The organism is Clostridium algoriphilum (genome assembly GCF_020443705.1).
GTDB classification, from domain to species: Bacteria; Bacillota; Clostridia; order Clostridiales; family Clostridiaceae; genus Clostridium_AD; species Clostridium_AD algoriphilum.
Genome location: NZ_JAIZZK010000036.1, coordinates 1 through 17,968 on the forward strand (window position 1 = coordinate 1; position 17,968 = coordinate 17,968).

14 protein-coding genes are annotated in these 17,968 nt (G+C 29.5%); 5 read left to right on the forward strand and 9 right to left on the reverse strand.

Features of this window, described 5'->3' with window-relative positions; genetic code table 11:
* Window positions 1-618: 618 nt before the first annotated feature.
* The 6 genes from LGK95_RS18585 to LGK95_RS18610 form a co-directional block, all read right to left on the reverse strand.
* Window positions 619-1,752, reverse strand: coding sequence for a pyridoxal-phosphate-dependent aminotransferase family protein (locus tag LGK95_RS18585; RefSeq protein WP_226126413.1), 1,134 nt, complete (start codon window positions 1,750-1,752; stop codon window positions 619-621).
* A gap of 120 nt (window positions 1,753-1,872) precedes the next feature.
* The gene (locus tag LGK95_RS18590) at window positions 1,873-2,673 is read right to left on the reverse strand and encodes a hypothetical protein (protein WP_226126414.1); all 801 of its coding nucleotides are present in this window, start codon (window positions 2,671-2,673) and stop codon (window positions 1,873-1,875) included.
* A 347-nt stretch (window positions 2,674-3,020) separates the two neighbouring features.
* A complete protein-coding gene (locus tag LGK95_RS18595) occupies window positions 3,021-3,593 on the reverse strand; it encodes a YdcF family protein (RefSeq protein ID WP_226126415.1) in 573 nt (190 codons plus the stop codon).
* 472 nt (window positions 3,594-4,065) lie between these two features.
* Window positions 4,066-4,536, reverse strand: a complete 471-nt coding sequence (locus LGK95_RS18600; RefSeq protein ID WP_226126416.1) for a VanZ family protein — start codon at window positions 4,534-4,536, stop codon at window positions 4,066-4,068.
* Between the two features lie 221 nt (window positions 4,537-4,757).
* Complete coding sequence (locus tag LGK95_RS18605; RefSeq protein ID WP_226126417.1) at window positions 4,758-5,462, reverse strand: glutaminyl-peptide cyclotransferase; 705 nt, start codon at window positions 5,460-5,462, stop codon at window positions 4,758-4,760.
* Window positions 5,463-5,604: 142 nt separating this feature from the next.
* Window positions 5,605-5,910: a hypothetical protein gene (locus LGK95_RS18610; RefSeq protein ID WP_226126418.1), complete on the reverse strand. Its 306-nt coding sequence runs from the start codon at window positions 5,908-5,910 to the stop codon at window positions 5,605-5,607.
* 246 nt (window positions 5,911-6,156) lie between these two features.
* Here LGK95_RS18610 and LGK95_RS18615 point away from each other — a divergent pair, with 246 nt between their 5' ends.
* A complete protein-coding gene (locus LGK95_RS18615; RefSeq protein ID WP_226126419.1) occupies window positions 6,157-8,697 on the forward strand; it encodes a YceG family protein in 2,541 nt (846 codons plus the stop codon).
* Between the two features lie 132 nt (window positions 8,698-8,829).
* Here the strand turns inward: LGK95_RS18615 and LGK95_RS18620 are convergent, their stop codons facing one another.
* Together LGK95_RS18620 and LGK95_RS18625 are read right to left on the reverse strand one after the other, a co-directional pair.
* Window positions 8,830-9,657 carry a TerD family protein gene (locus LGK95_RS18620; protein WP_226126420.1) on the reverse strand — a complete coding sequence of 276 codons (828 nt, stop codon included), beginning with the start codon at window positions 9,655-9,657 and terminating at the stop codon, window positions 8,830-8,832.
* A 13-nt stretch (window positions 9,658-9,670) separates the two neighbouring features.
* The gene (locus LGK95_RS18625) at window positions 9,671-10,330 is read right to left on the reverse strand and encodes an AIM24 family protein (protein WP_226126421.1); all 660 of its coding nucleotides are present in this window, start codon (window positions 10,328-10,330) and stop codon (window positions 9,671-9,673) included.
* A 265-nt stretch (window positions 10,331-10,595) separates the two neighbouring features.
* Between LGK95_RS18625 and LGK95_RS18630 the strand changes: the two genes are divergently transcribed.
* The 4 genes from LGK95_RS18630 to LGK95_RS18645 all read left to right on the forward strand — a co-directional run bounded on the left by LGK95_RS18630 (window position 10,596) and on the right by LGK95_RS18645 (window position 15,023).
* Complete coding sequence (locus LGK95_RS18630) at window positions 10,596-11,669, forward strand: HpcH/HpaI aldolase/citrate lyase family protein (RefSeq protein ID WP_226126422.1); 1,074 nt, start codon at window positions 10,596-10,598, stop codon at window positions 11,667-11,669.
* Window positions 11,629-12,942: a phosphoribosyltransferase family protein gene (locus LGK95_RS18635; RefSeq protein ID WP_226126423.1), complete on the forward strand. Its 1,314-nt coding sequence runs from the start codon at window positions 11,629-11,631 to the stop codon at window positions 12,940-12,942. Before LGK95_RS18630 ends, LGK95_RS18635 begins: the two co-directional genes overlap by 41 nt.
* A 74-nt stretch (window positions 12,943-13,016) precedes the next feature.
* Window positions 13,017-14,156, forward strand: coding sequence for a cysteine protease StiP family protein (locus tag LGK95_RS18640; RefSeq protein WP_226126424.1), 1,140 nt, complete (start codon window positions 13,017-13,019; stop codon window positions 14,154-14,156).
* 24 nt (window positions 14,157-14,180) lie between these two features.
* Window positions 14,181-15,023, forward strand: a complete 843-nt coding sequence (locus LGK95_RS18645; RefSeq protein ID WP_226126425.1) for an HAD hydrolase family protein — start codon at window positions 14,181-14,183, stop codon at window positions 15,021-15,023.
* Window positions 15,024-15,173: 150 nt separating this feature from the next.
* Here LGK95_RS18645 and LGK95_RS18650 read toward each other — a convergent pair whose 3' ends face one another.
* Complete coding sequence (locus LGK95_RS18650) at window positions 15,174-17,951, reverse strand: calcium-translocating P-type ATPase, PMCA-type (protein ID WP_226126426.1); 2,778 nt, start codon at window positions 17,949-17,951, stop codon at window positions 15,174-15,176.
* Window positions 17,952-17,968 lie beyond the last annotated feature (17 nt).

Genomic DNA, 17,968 nt, shown 5'->3' on the forward strand with positions numbered 1-17,968 from the left:
TCAAACTCTCAATTTAAAAGTTTACACTTTTTATTTGAAATGAATAATCTGCGACAACTGTTAAGTTAATTCGCAAGCTCATTACATACTTTTTAGTCTTACGACTAAAATTTACTTTATACTAAAGTAATTAACTGGTTAAAACAAAATATTATTTCATTTCTTTACCTATTTCTCTGTTTAATTTTCAAAGACCAATTTACTTTGTCATTATTTGACGACTTGTATTATTTTACTAGGTATCTTGGATCTTGTCAACACTATTTTTAATAATATTTAAATGTTAACTTACTAAGCTTTACCTTTATCGTTACTTACTCGTATCGACAAGCAATATCTTATCATGTACGTATAACTAGCATTGGTATTAATTCCTTAAATACAGCAATTAAACCTACTATCCTCACTAACACTACCAAATACTAACTTTATTTTATACTGATACACTAGGACTAGTATACATTGTCTTTATTAATGCACATCCAAATCCTATTATAATTAATGTTTTAGTCATCACTTAATTGCTTAAATACATTTTTGATTAATATCAGCCGATGATTTCTCATCGGCTGATATTAAGTTAACTTATTCTTTATATTTATTATTTACCCTAGTCAATTACACCTCATCTAAAAAAACCTCCACCATGTCTTTTTTGCATTCAAAACCTAATGCTTTTAACGAAGCCTGTAATGCTAATAATGTATAAATCATTTTATCCTTTTTAGCATTTTCACCCATATGTCCTATTCTTATTACTTTTCCTTTAAGATACCCAAATGACCCTGCTATAAATACGTCAAATTCATCAACCATATGTTTTAATAGTTCTTTATCGTTTATTCCCTCAGGTAATTCTACAACTGTTACAGTATTAGAATATCCATCCTTAATATATAAGTTAAGCCCTGCTTCTATTACAGCTTTCCTTGTAGCTTTGGCAATACAGCTATGTCTTTTAATTATTTCCGTGTCTTCTAGTATATTATCAACAGCTTGTCTTAATCCAATAATATCACTTATTGGTGGCGTATACGGAAACCATTGATTTTTGTAATAATCCTTCCATATAAGTAAATTGCAATAATAAGATGCTATAGGCTTTCTTCTATGTTTCATTACTTTAAATGCGTCATCACTTATACTTAAAAAAGTGAGACCAGCTGGAGCCGAAATACATTTCTGAGAGGCACCCAATACTATATCTATTTGCCAATCATCCACCCGCACATCTTCTCCACCCATACCTGCTACACTGTCCACTACCGTTAATATCCCCTTTTCCTTTAGCAAATGGCATATTTTATTAATGTCATTTAAAACTCCTGAAGGGGTATCACAATGGACCACTGTAGCATATTTAAAGCCATGATCCTTTTTAAGAAACTTTTCTAATTCTATTGTATCTATCTTCCGTTTCCTATCCCCTTTAAAAACAACCACTTCTCCACCATACATCTTAACAAAATCCGCAAATCCCTCTCCAAATATTCCATTATCGATTATTAAAACCCTGTCATTATCTTCAGTAAGAGACGCACAAGCAGCCTCAAGACCTAAAATTCCTTCACCACTTAATACCCTAACCTCATTATTAGTATGTAAAAAAGCACCTATTTTATCACAAGTTTCTTTGTAAAATTCATAAAACTGTACATCTAAATCTGGATTAGTAGTAGCTAGAGCTCTCGCCATCCTGACATTTTCTCTTACCTGCGTAGGTCCTGGCGTCATTATTTGAGACACTTTCATAAGTTTCACTTCCTTAAATTATAGTTTAATTAATCTATTAAAAATTATATCACTTATAATAGATTTTAAAAAATGCATTTGGCTATTCAATATAAGAGATTATATATACTTTATAATCTACTAATTCTTTATTAAAAAAGACATCAAACTCACAAAGTAAGTTATACTTGAAAAAATTAACGATACTATGAGAAATCCTATTAATACAATATTATACTTTAATATACTCTCAGCCATGACAAACTTTGAAAATCCAAATGCATTGAGAACTAATATTATGAAGAATATAATATATAACCCCTTTGAAGCTCCTTTTATATCTGCGGTGCTTAAAGATATATGAGATGAAATGCAAATAGCTAAGAATAAAAACAATATAAAATATGGATTAGTAAAGTTCTTAATTGAGAAAATTATTTTAATTAAATCAAAATAAGAATTAAGTATTCCGTTTATTGCAACATAACTAATTTTAGTAATGTGTAAATTGTTTATAGATATATTTAGAAATTCATTATATGTTCTAGGAATTATTGTGTACATTAGAGCAATTATAGCTGAAATTCCTCCGAATATAGGCGCAATGCCTATGAAAAAATTACCCGCTTGTTGGTATACACTATTAGGGTTATAAGCATGATTTACATACCCAAGTACTCCACTTTCATCTCTCTTTTGTATTAATACCAATTTTGTTATCTTATGTCTAAAGAGAACACATAAGATAGCATGAGATAATTCGTGAATAGGCACCCCTACAATAGCGGTTATTGCCACCGCCTTCCACCCAAAACTCTTTTGAAAATTCTCTATTGAATGTTTCCTTAAAAAACCGAGAATAAATCCTACAATAATTATCATTCCTGTCATGTATAGAGTATCTAAACATGTTTTTATTATTAAAGTTATTAAGACGTTCATTTAATCATCCTCTCAAATTTTACTATTCAGTTATCGAATTTTGGTATGATATTATATATTGTGGATTGAATACAATGTATATTCTTAATGAATAATTAATATTAATGTTGTTTCCTTTATATATTTTTTTAATCTTAGAAGATACAATAAATATCTTTGTATCTTTCTTGAATTCTTTTCTTAATTATGGTAAAACAAAACGATATTAACTAAAGTTAAAAACATCTTATCTATAAAATGTAAATTTTAAAAATTTAAAGGATGCAATTAAAATTCAAATCGTGTCAAAAATATTTAAATTTATACTCAACTTATGCAAAAACTACTCATAAGTAATTATAACTCATCTACCTAGATTTATTATTGATTAGATTAGGTATTTCATCTTTAAAATACTCACCTATTTTAACTATTTCCCCCATAATAAGAGATGTATACTCTGAATTTAAGAACCAGTTATCTTTTGTTACACCTGTCTTATCTGTAACTGTGGATACATAGAAATCTACACTTAGTGGAAATGCTAACTGATATGTTAGTAATGCTCTTCTTGAATGATATGATTTACAAACTAGAATAACCTTCTTTATACTTATGTTGTTTTCATTTAAGATTTTCCAAGATAATCGTGCATTCTCAAATGTATTTCTTGCCTTGTCTTCTTTTAATATAACTCCCTCTGGCACTCCTAATTTAATGCCTATCATCTTTAAATACTCCCATTCAGTATCATATTTATCTATATTAGGGTTAACCCCTCCTGTAGGCAATATATATGGTGCAAAGCCCTTGTGATATAATTCTGCGGCCAATTCCATAAGCTGTGGCTGATTAGTCCCTGGCACTAAAATCACATCAGCTTTTTGCACATATGTATCAACAAATATTAAATCACTTATACAATCAAATGGATAACTCAAACCTCACCATCACTCCACTTCTTATAAAAATTATATAATTAGCTAATTTAAATATAATTTATGTCACACATTTATTCAAGTCTCTTTGATTATATTCTTTAGTCGTAAATGTAATATATTTTTTTACTATTAGTACAAGCTTAATTAAACTATTAAATTTAATTAAGCTTAAAATACATTAATTTTATAATAGAAATTTTACAAATTCTTATACGTATTAATGATCATACATATCTTAATTAATAATTATCCACATTAATTTCTAACTTAATGGTACTAATGTGGACAACCCTGTTAATAACTAGAACATCTTTTGTGTTTCGCATCTCCCATTAATTCTATCCTTCACCTCTTTGGATTTACTTTGTAACACATTAATTAATGTGTAGTTGTCTTATACTCGCGAAATTAGTTTGGCGATAAATAAAAAAAGCTAATTGAACATGAAGCCAATTAGCTTTGAATCAGCATTTTAATTAGATTTTGTCAGATGTTTATTTCGAAAAGAAGATGTCTTTTTTAATGTGGCACGAATGTATATAATTAGAAAAGCTGTAGTTCCTGCACAAGTATCTATTAACACATCTCTAAATGCTGGTCCTCTTCCTGGAACAAAAGCTTGATGAAACTCATCAGAGCTTGCATATAAAAAGACAATTAATAAAGCCCCTATGTAAACTTTAATATCTCCTTCTCTCTCCTTACTTATAGCTCTATATAACAGAACATACAAAATAAAATATTCAGTGAAATGGCCTGCTTTTCTAACTATAAAATCGCTTAGGGTCCCAAATATACTATTTAAGTCTAGCCCAAACAAGTTAAATATATATTCAATAAATTTATTATTTTCATTTGACACTTCCGCTACTTGGCTAGAGAACATAAATATCAATATCATCCATCCTATAACCAAAATCCAATCTATATGTTTCTTTTTCATATATACACCCCTTACCTACTCCATTAATTTTTACAATAATACTATGATTATGATTTAGTTCAATTTACTTGTCAATATCTCTATAGTAATATATATGTATAGACATCATGCAACATATGCTTTCGCTCCTTTAAAAATAATTCTTCCCAACACGTACACTTAAAAATAAAGGAACAGTAAGCGAACACTGTTCCTTTATAGGATAAATGCTTTATTAATATTTAAGTTAGTTTTATCTCAAATATTTTTGGCCATAGTTTTCCTGTTACAAAAACATGATTGCTCACTTTATCATATGCCATACCATTAAGTGGACCTGCACTTTTATATTCCTTAGGACTTAATAATCCTTTAAAATCTAACCAACCAATTATTTCACCACTATAAGGACAAATTCTAGCAATTTTATCACTTTTCCATACATTGGCATAGATTTCCCCTTTAATAAATTCTAATTTATTTAATTTTGTAACAGGCCTAAATCTGTCATGCACTTTAATACTATACACCTTTTTAAAGTTTATTGGGTTCAAGAAATATATTCTATCTGTGCCGTCACTCATAATTAAATGCTCATGATTATGAGTGATTCCCCAACCTTCTGTATTATAGTAAACCTTATTAATTAATTTAAAACTATCTTTATCATAAATAAAACCGATATTAGATTTCCAGGTTAATTGAAAAATCTTATTATCGTAAAGTGTAATTCCCGAGCCGTAATCTTTATCCTCTAATTTGTGTAATTTCAAAATTTCACTTGTTTGTAAATTCACTTTACGTAAAGTTGACTCATACAACCCTCCGGTACTCTCATATATAAACCCAGATTCATATACAAGTCCCTGCGTAGAATCACTAAGATCATGTGGATAAGTGTTTATAATATTGTAGGAGTATCTTGGTATACTATTGACATATATCATAACTCTCACTTCCCTACATAATACATATTTATGATTATTATATGTATATTCCAACAGTTTTGTTCATGTCGACATAGATTAGAACATAATAATGCTACATCTTAGCTTGATTATACGAATTAGCAAACTTAATACTGAATCCTTACCCTAGAAATTCGGGAGTTTGTACCTTGTCTGATCTTATTGCCTTTTTCATTATAGTTAGGTCTACAGTTTGATTCTCTATATTAAAAGAACAAGGGTATTTGGTGCCACATTGATTGCATTCTATAAATTCCTTAAAACAAGTCTGTTCTCTATTATCAAATAGAAATGGTAGATTTTCTAATTCTTCATTATCTACATTCACGGTGTCTATTTTATATGTATAAAGATAAGTAGCTTCATGTTTCATTTCAAAGTTTTTACTATTACATTTTGGGCATACTAATGATTCATTTATTTTCAATTTATAACTTCCTCTCTATTTTAATATATTAATAGTATTTGTTTACTTTCCCTTATTATTACTCCTAATAGGCTTAGAGTTTTATAGTGTTTTTATACATTAAATGATAAACTACTTATAAGAAACAATTTTTTAATAAATAAAATAAAATTTTATTTATTAAAGATTATTATATAGATAATATTATATTTTCACACCTACATCATAATGATTTATGGATGTAAAGATAAGATTGGGGGTTAAACTTTGATTAATACTAGGAAGCAAATAAATGCATCTATTCTAGAATCAAAGGAATTATTTAAAGATATATTTGTTCCATTAAATAAACGACAGGGGTTTATTAGATCAAAATCACCTAACATACCTATTTATTTTTATAGATATATTGGTTCTCTTGAAAATAAAGAAACTTATTATGATAATTTACACAAATTAAATGATAAACTTACTTCACTACATGACTTATACTTAAACTTTAACTCTGGTATACCGATTAAAACATTGTCCACCGCCATAACAGAAATACCTTGGAGTGGATTTCTTAGTTCAAATCCACTTAAACGAAATGCCTTAATTAGTATTCTTAGAACTAAAGGATTACTTCCAAATCTTAAAGATAATTACTTTAATGATTATATAGAAAATGCCTTAGATAATACCATCGCTCTTTATTTAGTAAATGAACCTAATGTTACGGAAACTGTAATTAAGAATTTTTCAGTGAAATTTTTGGGCTGGATTGACGAATTTGCTCCAAAATTATTTCATAGCATTAATTATAACCTCAAATATGAAAAAGATATTATTAATCCTAAAGTACTTTTTTATGGTGAAATAAAAAAGCATGAAATGTATTTTTTAATATTTCTATCTAAGTTAGGTTGTGACGTGCTATATGTAAATTCACTATCTGACATAGATTTCCTTAAAATTGATAAAAATAATAAATATTCAAGGCTTATGAAATTACCTAGCACTCAACCTCTATTAGAAGCTAACTTTATAACAAATAATGATTATAAGAAAACTAATAAAGAAACCAGTAAGGAAAGTACAATTGAAGTAAAAAAAACTATTATTCCTAATACGCGTAAAGTTATAAAAGATAGTAATTTAAATTCATCTATAGTTTTTAAGAATTCCATAAATACTATACTTAAAAGCAGCATGAATATATTTGATGATTTAATTCTTCCAGCTAATAAGAGAATTGGATTTATGGGTGGATCTGTTCCATTTATCCCAGTGTATTTTTATAGATATATTGGAATAATTCAAAGTGAAAATACTTATTATAATGACATATTTAGACTAGATAAAAACTTTAATATCTTAGATGACTTATATTTAAGATTTACAAACTCTATACCTATGATCACGAACTCTAAGTTAGTTACAAGTACACTAAATATATGGCAATATGTAGATCCTTTTGATATTACGTTAACCAGCAAGCTCGCAACATTACTTATGGAGCACAAGATATTCCCCACAAGTAACCCTACTTTGAATTCCTCTATGGCAAGTAGCTTTAGCTACATATTAGATATATACTGCAAAGAAGAAAAAAATCTTAATTTATCTAAAGTTAAAAATTTCACTTTGAAGTTACTTTCTTGGGTTCATGACTTTGTTCCTAACCTTATGAAAAACTTTGACTTTCAAAGCACTTCACCAGATGACATATTTAATCCTAAAGTTATATATTACGGTGATATTAAAAAACACGAACTTCTATTCTTAGTTTTTCTATCTAGATTAGGCTGTGATGTTATATATATAAATTCCCAAAGTGATATGGTCTTAGAGGTTACAAAATGTAGTGAACTATTTTCAAAAAGCTTTGAACTCCCATATAAATCTCCTTTAAAAGAATTTCCAAAAGAAGAGTTACTTATAAGGCAAGAAACTATTGCTCTAAAAGCCTCAAAAGAATTGTCAACTGCACTTTATACAGACGATGATGGATTTTATAAACCTTGGCAATTTGAGGATTACAAAACTATTCCTATTACATTGAAAACTACTTATTATGAACTAAAGATTTTATGGAATGAGCCTTCTAGTTTACGTACAGGATTTACTGTACAGAATGATACCGTACATATTCCAAACTTATTTGCAAAAATAAGTGGTATTCACAGTGATTTGAGTTTATATTGGAAGGACATCTCTATTTTAAAAACATCAGAGAATACATTATTTATACGTGAAATCCCATTTACCAATATAACTTATACAAAAACTGATTTATACTCCTTAGCATTTGTACTTGATAATAACGGTTTAGTTGATAAACAAAAACTACTTAATCATAACTGTTATAAATTCTCTCATTTAAAAACTTCTCTTCAACATATTATTTTAGATAAGATAAATTATTTAATAAAATCGGATATGCTAATAAAATCGATAAGCAAAGAATTTAAGTTAAAAATTTTAATGACTATATTAGATATTGGCAAGAACATACTACAGCTAATTCAGCAGTATGATTATCCTTCGAAAATACCTAAACTTGTTATTTATGATAATAATGAAAATATATTTAGTGACGAAGATTCCATTATTATGTGTTTCTTAAATTTATTTGGATTTGACATTACTATATTAACTCCTACTGGATATAACAACATAGAAGAAAAAATCAAAAGTAACTTTTATGATCTACATAGATTAGAAGAAGTAAACTTTAATTTACCCTTACCTAATCTAAATGACGAAAAGAAATACACCAAAGCAAAAGTTAAAAATTTCATCTCAAATATTTTTAATAATAAATAATTATACAGTTATATTTTAAAACAGATAAGAGACTTATATTAGTAAGTCCCTTATCTGTTTTAACTATAATTAACATATGGCATTAATATTTAATAGATTTATATTTAATCATTCAATGCAATTAAGTAATAATTAAATTGTTTCTATCCCATAATTATTACATAAGGCTTCTAACCCCCCTCTAAATCCACTACCTATACAATTAATTTTCCACTCGTCTTTGTATCTGTATATCTCTGCTATGACTATCGCTGTTTCTTTAGATAAATTGTCGTTAAAATTATAGCTTAAAATTTCCTGTTTAGATTCACCAGCTATAACCATAAAACGTGCATCTGATACCTGTCCAAAATTTTGTTTCCTCTCATTCGCTTCATAAACAGTTGCCGTAAATGCTAACCTTTTGATATGAGATGGTATTAAATTTAAATCTAACTGTATGCATTCATTATATGCTTCTTTAAGCGAAGTATTGTGGTCCTGATTGATAACTATTCCACCACAAGTACTCTTTTGGTTTTCATAAAAAACAAAATCTTTTTCTGCCGTTTTATTATTTATATCTACCATAAATACTGATACATCTAAATCAAACTCATTATGATCATTTGATATTATATTAAAATCCAATGTTACTACTAATTTTGAAAGATTTTTACAATTTTGATTTAAGCTCAGTTTTTGACCTTTTTCTAATTTAATACTTTTAGTAATATCTACAAGTTGTCTTTTTCCTATATTCTTATTTCGTTTTAATGATACGGATACATTAGGCGCATCGATAATTGAGGGCTGTCCATTATTTACTCTTGCAACATTATCTTTATTTATGTGCTGATTTACGCCAACTTCTATTTTTGAATTGTTTTCTGGCCTAATACTGGTTTCAACAATTATTTTCCCATATTGCTTCTTTTGTGATGTTATCTTTTTATTACTATTATCAATAATTATAGCCACAAATACATACCCCCTAATCTATTGCAACTTTAGGTCCTGAAGCCCGCTCACATGGCTGAATGATTACTGTTTCTCCCTGAGAATTAAATTCTAACATATATGATTCACCAGAAGTTTGACCAAGGAAAGTTTTCCAATTTACATCAGTTTTGAAATAAGGATCAGGCCCTGTCCAGCATACCACTGCATCAGGGTCCACTACGCAAGGGGTTTCTAGAATAATTGGATTACCATTTGTAGTTATAACAACTTCAGAGTTATTAGTCGTGGCCGTAAGATTTGATGTAAACATTCCTTTTTGAGATATTACACCCGACCCCATAAATCTAACTCCATATTTACACCCCTGCGTAAAAGCAAGTAAATTTTCTCCTTCAACGCCTATGCTTTGACCTGATTGTAGTGTAATTATACTAACATGTTGAGCACTGCTAGCCATGTAATAACTACCATTACCACTCACTTTCATAATAGGTATATTCTCTCCAGAAAGCTTCCTCGCAGCTAGATTCAGAACAGATTTGAATACGCTTTTAGTATTATTTGTGTCCAGTAATACTTTTTCTTGAGTGAAGCTACCTTTATAAGCCACCATCGCACCTAGTTTCGCGAAAAAGTGTCCCTCTCCTTCTGCAATACAAGTAAGCTCTTGATGATTTCTAAACTTAAACATACATACTAGCTCCTTTCTTAATTTAAATATAGCTAAATATCTAATTATGTAATCTATAAAATCTTGTTATTTTACATTCCTAATTTCTATGCCCATAGTATATCATATTATTGTCACTAATCTCTTTACGGATATAACTACTATATTTATTAATTAATGTGTGCAATATGTAATTGTATATATAAATATGCTATAATTATTTATTACAATCAGTATTAATCGTGATCTTGGATGTACTGATTAATCTTATTAATGGAGGACAATTATGCGTTATTTTGATGATAATAATTTACAAGATATTTTTTTTAAAAGTCCTTCTACCTATGGACTATATTCTTCTAAAGAAGAATTGTCCTATGCATTAGGAGCATGTTTATATATGCCAGGAACACGGGAACATTTACTAAAAGATATACTATTTAATAAAAAAAATGGTGCAAACACAATTACTCTTTGCATCGAAGATTCTGTATCTTCAAACCAAGTTTTACAAGCTGAAAATAACATTATTAATTTGTTTGTAAGTATAAGTAGTCTTTCACAAGATAATGCTTCTTTTATTGATAATCTACCTCTTATTTTTATTAGAGTTCGTAGCATTAATCAACTTAAAAAGTTACTAAGCGTTTCTGAATTAACGGGACTATGTGGTTTTATTTTTCCTAAATTTGATTCCCAATTTGGAGAAAAGTATTTTTCCATACTAAAAAACTACAACATATCTAATAAAAGAACATTATACGGAATGCCTATACTCGAAACTCCTAACATAATCCATAAAGAAACTCGCATAGAAGAACTAATTAAGGTAAAACATATTATAGATTTTTATAAAAAATATGTATTAAATATTAGAATTGGAGGAACAGATTTTTCTGGACTATATAGTCTTCGACGAAGTATGGACTTTACAGTATATGACTTAACCGTAGTAAGAGACTGTATTAGTGATATAATAAACGTGTTTAAACGAGATAATTATGTTATCTCTGGGGTAGTTTATGAATATTATAGCAAAGTCTTAGATCTACATAATAATATTCTTATAAAAGAAGCTCTTTTAGATAGAACTAATGGTTTAACTGGTAAAACTGTTATCCATCCAACTCAAGTAAATATCGTGAATTCTCTTATGGTTGTTTCTAAAGAAGATTATGTAGATGCAAGCAGTATTATTAAATCATCCCTTGATGGAGTAATAAAAAGCGATTATTTTAACAAAATGAATGAGATAAAACCTCATGAAAAATGGGCTAAAGAAACATTATTAAGAGCTAAAATAATGGGGGTGTTTAAATATGGAAAATCCTACAAAGAATTATTGCAATGGACCAATTGATTACAATATAGATAATAGCCTACAGATATCACTTAATATAAAAGAAAACAAATGTAGGATTCCGGCATCGGTGCTATTTACAATGTCTGCTAGAGAGAATAAAAAAAGAGATTTCTTATTTGTAAGCAAGGTTATAGGGAAGCACCTACCAATGATTCCAGATACATTAAAAATTATCGGTGGAATACTTTCTCGCCTGTGGGTTAGCGAAAGAGAAAATTCTTATAATTATCCTACTTCTGAATTAGTTAATACACTTATTTCTCTTGATGCAAATCATAACACGAGTAACTTAGATAACATTCTAAACACACCTATAAAACTTAAAAACAAAACTCTTTTCATAGGTTTTGCAGAAACTGCTACAGGTCTTGCTCAATCTATATACCAAAATTTTTCAAATGCTGCTTATATACATACTACGCGTGAGAAAATAACTTCTATAGAACCTGCATTATTTTTTAAAGAAGAACATTCTCATGCAGTGGAGCACACTCTTTTTCCTTATGAAAAAGACTTCTTTAATAAGTATGACGATATAGTTTTAATCGACGATGAACTTACTACAGGTAAATCTGCATTAAATTTAATAAGGTGTCTTCCCGGGAAATATTTTGGAATAATATCTATATTGGACTGGAGAGATGCTAATAGTTATAAAATGTTTAAAGATGAGCCGGGTATAGATGTTAGAGTATGTTCCTTATTAAAAGGGGATATTAAGTGCTCTAAATCAAAAGATATCATTAGCGATGATGTAATTATAGCGCCAAGCTCGACAAGCTTAATACCATTCACAGAATTTATTTTTCCAATACGTGAAAGTATTGAGGGCTATAACAAATCTACTGGCAGGTTTGGGATCACCTCACAAGACAATATTAAAATTAATAAAGAAATAGGTTCAATATCAGAAATCCTTAAAAGGGAAAGAACTCCTGGCAATTGTCTTTGCGTGGGAACTGGTGAGTTTATATATTTACCTTGTAGCATAAGCTCAAAGCTTGGAGCTTATGTTTATTATCATTCCACTACAAGAAGTCCTGTTCATGCAAGAAACATAACATCTTATGGGAATAAAAATAAAATTGCTTTTCAAAGCCCAGATGACGAAACTATAACTAATTACCTTTACAATATACCTGATAATTTCTATAATCAAGTATATTTCTTCTCTGAAAAACCTTTAACTAAAAAGAAGAAAGAAGAGTTTAACAAAATTTTTTCTTACTTTCATGTGAAATCTATTGTCTTTGTATGCTGGAAACGCTAATCGTAATCACTTTTAAGTAGCTTTCATCATATATTAAATGATTTTATAAATATTATGAAAAGGAGTGTAAATAAATGAATCAATGTTTTTTTTCAGGCAGCTACTCTAAGAACGATGTGATATTTCTTCTTAAAGATATATCCCACCTTATAGTGGAACAAGATAATGAATTTAGAGAGAATGCTATACAAAGCGGAATTCATTATTCCGAAATGTTACCTATAGAATATACTCCCTCAAAAGAATACATGGATATTTTCTATAGTACTCTGCAACAATCAAAAATTAAAATAGCAACTCTTGTAGCTATTTTAAGCGAGAAAATTATAGAATCCCGAGGCAAAAATATAGTTTTGGTTTCCCTCGCTAGAGCTGGTACCCCTATTGGAATCTTAATCAAAAAGTATATAAAGCTCAAATATAACATATCACTTCCTCATTACAGTATTTCTATAATACGTGATAAAGGCATAGATAAAAATGCACTTAATTATATATTAGAAAATCACCCATCTTTAGAAATACAATTTATTGACGGATGGACCGGTAAGGGTGTTATTCAACATACATTAACAAAAGCGTGCAGGGAATATTATGATGAATTTAATACAACCTTAAATCCGAACTTAGCAGTTTTATCTGATCCTGCTTACTGCACCCTTATATATGGAACACGAGAGGACTTTCTAATTCCAAGTGCCTGCCTTAATTCTACAGTATCGGGACTCGTAAGTCGGACTGTGCTTAACGATAAATATATCTCTAGTGATGATTTTCATGGTACAAAATTCTATAAAGGGTTACTATCCGTGGATGTTTCAAATTTCTATATAGATGAAGTATGTGAATGCTTTAAGGCCATAGATAAAAATCATGTGCGAGAATTATTAAATGATGCAAATACTACCGAAGTTGCCACTGATATTGAATTTGATGATAATTCCTTAAACTGCAAAGGACTTAGAGATATTCAGAGCATTAAAAATAAATTTAATATCAATAATATTAATCTTATAAAGCCAGGAATTGGAGAAACCACACGAGTACTTCTAAGAAGAATACCTTGGAAAATACTAGTTGACTCATTTCAAAACCCCAACTTAAAGCATATACTTAAGTTAGCCCAGGAAAAAAGTATTCCGGTAGAAATTTACACAGATATGTGCTATTCTTGCTGTGGCATTATCAAATCTAAAGAAAAAGAAGATATGTAACCACTTGCTAAAGGATGTGTTTTTATGATATTTGCCTCTGACCTTGATAGTACACTTATATATTCTTCAAGGCATTGTAAACTAATTAATGATGAAAAACTTGTTCCGGTAGACTTTTATAACAATAGTATGTCTAGTTTTATTACTAAATCTATGCAAGATACACTAAAGCATATAAACGAGTCTATGTTTTTTATACCCGTTACCACAAGGTCAAGAATCCAGTATAAAAGGATGACTTACTTTTATGATATAGTAAAGCCAAAATATGCTGTTGTAGCCAATGGTGGCATTATACTTAAGGATGGTATAGAACTTAAAGCTTGGTCAGATATAAGTTTTAATAAAATCAATAAAGTTATAAAAGTTCAGGATATGATAAAGTTATGTAATTTCTTTTTAGAAAATGACTTTGTGTTATCATATAAAACCTGTGAAGATTTGTTTATTTACTCTATTATAGATGAAGACAAGCTAGCCAATACATTATCAAAAGGAGAAATAGACTCAAATTATTTTGATGTGTTACGTTCATTTTGTCAAGAATATAATTACAATGTATCAAAACAAGGAAAGAAAGTATATATAGTACCCGATTGTATAAATAAATATGATCCTATAAATTATATAATGAAATTAGAAAACATTAATATGTTTATCTCTGCTGGTGATTCTCTACTAGACTATCCTATGATTGAGCATTCAGATTATGGAATAGTTCCGTCTCATGGAGAATTATTGCATACTCTCATCAATGAAAAACATAATGACTCCATCTATGTTACAAAAAAATCTGGTATATTTGCAGGTGAAGAGATATTAAACATAGTTCATCAAAAATTTCATGAAATTAAAGGTATTACTTAATATTAAAGCAAAAATACATTTTCAATAATACTACTTCTGCCTTATTGCATATAAAAAAAACCACATTGTTGATTCAAATCAACAATGTGGTTTTTTTTGTATATGAACCGATAAGTTACAAAACTTATCAGCCTCTTAATTTAAAAGTTATTAAGCTACCATCTTTTCCTCTGATTCCGACTCAATCTTTTGATTCTTTTTTACAAACGGCCTCATAACTAATTTTGCAACTTCATTTATCACTATTATAAGTGAAGATAATACAATTATCTTTAACCACATAGTAATGCTTAAAGGTACTGCATTGAAAAATTTAGAGAACACTTCGGTTACAACTATTTGTGCTACTGCTGTAATTCCTATTATTTTTAAAAATATAGTATTCTTTGTAATGTTAGGAAATATGCTATCTGTTCCAAATTCTCTACAGTTAAATGCATTGAACAATGAACTAAAGGCAAATAATGCAAATAAGACTGTCTGCATTTCATTTGCTCCTATAACACCTTCTTTGGGGAATCCAGTTCCTAATATGTCAAATTTCATTTGAATCATAAGAATACAAGTTATATATAAAGCATTAGCTATCATACTTTTTATCATTTTTCCAGTTATAATACTTGCCTTTCTGTTAGTTGGTTTTCTGTTTAAAACTGCATCTCTTACTGGTTCTAGTCCGAGTGATAGTGCTGGTGGTCCATCCATTATAATATTTACCCATAGCAATTGTATTGTAGTAAATGGCATTTGAAAATCAAATATTACAGATAAAATTGCTGTTAAGAATGCAATAATATTAACAGTTATCTGGAATTGAATAAATCTTTGGAAGTTCTCATAAATACCTCTTCCCCATTTAATTCCCTTTACAATAGTACCAAAACTATCATCTGTTAAAATTATATCCGCTGCATTCTTACTAACCTCAGTACCTGCTATACCCATAGCTATACCCACGTCTGCTTTTGTAAGTGCTGGGGCATCATTTATTCCATCTCCAGTTACTGCAACTACCTCTCCATTACTTTGAAGAGCTTCAACTATTCTCATTTTTGTATCAGGTTTTGAGCGTGCTACTATTGAAATATTAGTTATCTCGCTTTTAAGTTCTTCGTCTGTTAATGTGTCTATATACGTAGCCTCTACTGCCTTATATTTACCGTTAAGCAGTCCTAACTCTTTTCCTATAGCAATAGCAGTATTAATGTTATCACCTGTAAGCATTTTTGTAGAAACTCCCGCTTTTTTTGCAGTTTCTACAGCTTCTTTAACATCAAGTCTTAGTGGATCTCTTATTCCTACAAATCCAGTAAATACTAGGTCACTTTCTAAAGTACCTTGCTCAGATGCCATAGCTACTTCTTCACTTATATTCCTATACGCGAACCCAAGTACTCTCATAGATTTTCTCTCAAGTTTTTCAATTTCCTCTAATATTTCAATTCGTCTTGCTTTATCTAGCTCCACTTCCAGACAATTCACATGTTCGTACTTACACAAATCTAGAATGATTTCAGGCGCTCCCTTTGTTAAAACTGTAGCACCTTCCTCCTCTTTTATAACAGTACTCATTCTCTTACGCTTTGAACTAAATGGAATCTGATGAGCTATGTTTGCATCCTGTCTTTCTTGTACATAATCACATGCATCATTATATAAAAGAAGAGCACATTCTGTTGCACTACCTAAATATTTAACCTCATTATCATCCTTTTCAATATCTGCCGTTGAATTAACCATACAGTTATCTAAAAAGTAGTTATTCCTATCGCTTAATTCATCTCTTTCTTTAAACTTACCATTTAGATAAACTTTTTCGACAGTCATTCTATTTTGTGTAAGTGTACCTGTTTTATCTGAACATATAACACTTACTGAACCTATAGTTTCACATGCTTCCTTTTTAGTAACAAGCGCATTAATCTTAGCCATTTTCTGCATCGTAATTGCAAGTGTCATATTTATCATTGTAGGAAGCCCTTCTGGAACTGCCGCAACAATTAAAGCAACACATACAACAAATGCAGTTTTTATTGGTTCAACTGATTGTAAGAATGTAAATACACCGGTGGTATCTGGTGATATAGTATTTGCTATTACCATTTTTACAATCATAATTATAAATAGTATCGCAGCTATAGCACTTGATACTTTAGATATCTTACCACCTAAATCTCCGAGTTTCGCTTGAAGTGGTGTTTCTAAATCACCTTTCTTAAGATTTTTAGCTATTTCTCCCATCTGAGATTCATCACCTGTTGATGTAACTACAAAAATTGCTCTACCGTAGGCAATAAGTGTTCCTCCGAAAACCATATTCAGTTGTTTAGCTGGTATAGGATCTTGTACAATAATTTTATCTTTAGATTGTATATTCTCCATTTCTATAACAACGTCGAAGTCTTTACTTACATCCTCTGACTCTCCTGTAAGCATGTCCTCTCTAACCATTAAATCTAAGCTACTTATAAGTCTTCCATCTGCTGGTACCATGTCTCCAGTTTCAATCGAAACTATATCACCAGGTACCAAATCGATTTTATTTACTTGAACAATTTTCTCATTTCGTAATACTTTTACTTCTATATTTTCTGTCATTTTTGAAAGCGCATCTGCAGCCTTTTGTGATTTTCCCTCTGTGAATATACCTATACCGATTCCTATTGCTACTGCACATACTATACCAATAGCATCACTGAATTCTCCTACTAAAGCACTAATTACAGCTGCTGCTAGAAGTATTATCATCATAGGCTCAGTTATCGCTTCCCTGATACTATCCCATATTGATCCCTTTTCTTGCTTAGTAAATTCATTAGCACCGTATTTTTCTAGTCTTTCTTTAATCTCAGAACTCGATAATCCTTTACTACCATCAACCTTAAGACTTTTTAGTACTTTTGAGCTCTGTTCATTAAAATATTTCATATAGTCCACCCTTCTGT

Coding starts and splice junctions, on each gene's coding strand:
- LGK95_RS18585 (WP_226126413.1), bottom strand. CDS start 1,752: ATGAAAGTGTCTCAAATAATGACGCCAGGACCTACGCAGGTAAGAGAA.
- LGK95_RS18590 (WP_226126414.1), bottom strand. CDS start 2,673: ATGAACGTCTTAATAACTTTAATAATAAAAACATGTTTAGATACTCTA.
- LGK95_RS18600 (WP_226126416.1), bottom strand. CDS start 4,536: ATGAAAAAGAAACATATAGATTGGATTTTGGTTATAGGATGGATGATA.
- LGK95_RS18605 (WP_226126417.1), bottom strand. CDS start 5,462: ATGATATATGTCAATAGTATACCAAGATACTCCTACAATATTATAAAC.
- LGK95_RS18625 (WP_226126421.1), bottom strand. CDS start 10,330: ATGTTTAAGTTTAGAAATCATCAAGAGCTTACTTGTATTGCAGAAGGA.
- LGK95_RS18630 (WP_226126422.1), top strand. CDS start 10,596: ATGCGTTATTTTGATGATAATAATTTACAAGATATTTTTTTTAAAAGT.
- LGK95_RS18635 (WP_226126423.1), top strand. CDS start 11,629: ATGGAAAATCCTACAAAGAATTATTGCAATGGACCAATTGATTACAAT.
- LGK95_RS18640 (WP_226126424.1), top strand. CDS start 13,017: ATGAATCAATGTTTTTTTTCAGGCAGCTACTCTAAGAACGATGTGATA.
- LGK95_RS18645 (WP_226126425.1), top strand. CDS start 14,181: ATGATATTTGCCTCTGACCTTGATAGTACACTTATATATTCTTCAAGG.
- LGK95_RS18650 (WP_226126426.1), bottom strand. CDS start 17,951: ATGAAATATTTTAATGAACAGAGCTCAAAAGTACTAAAAAGTCTTAAG.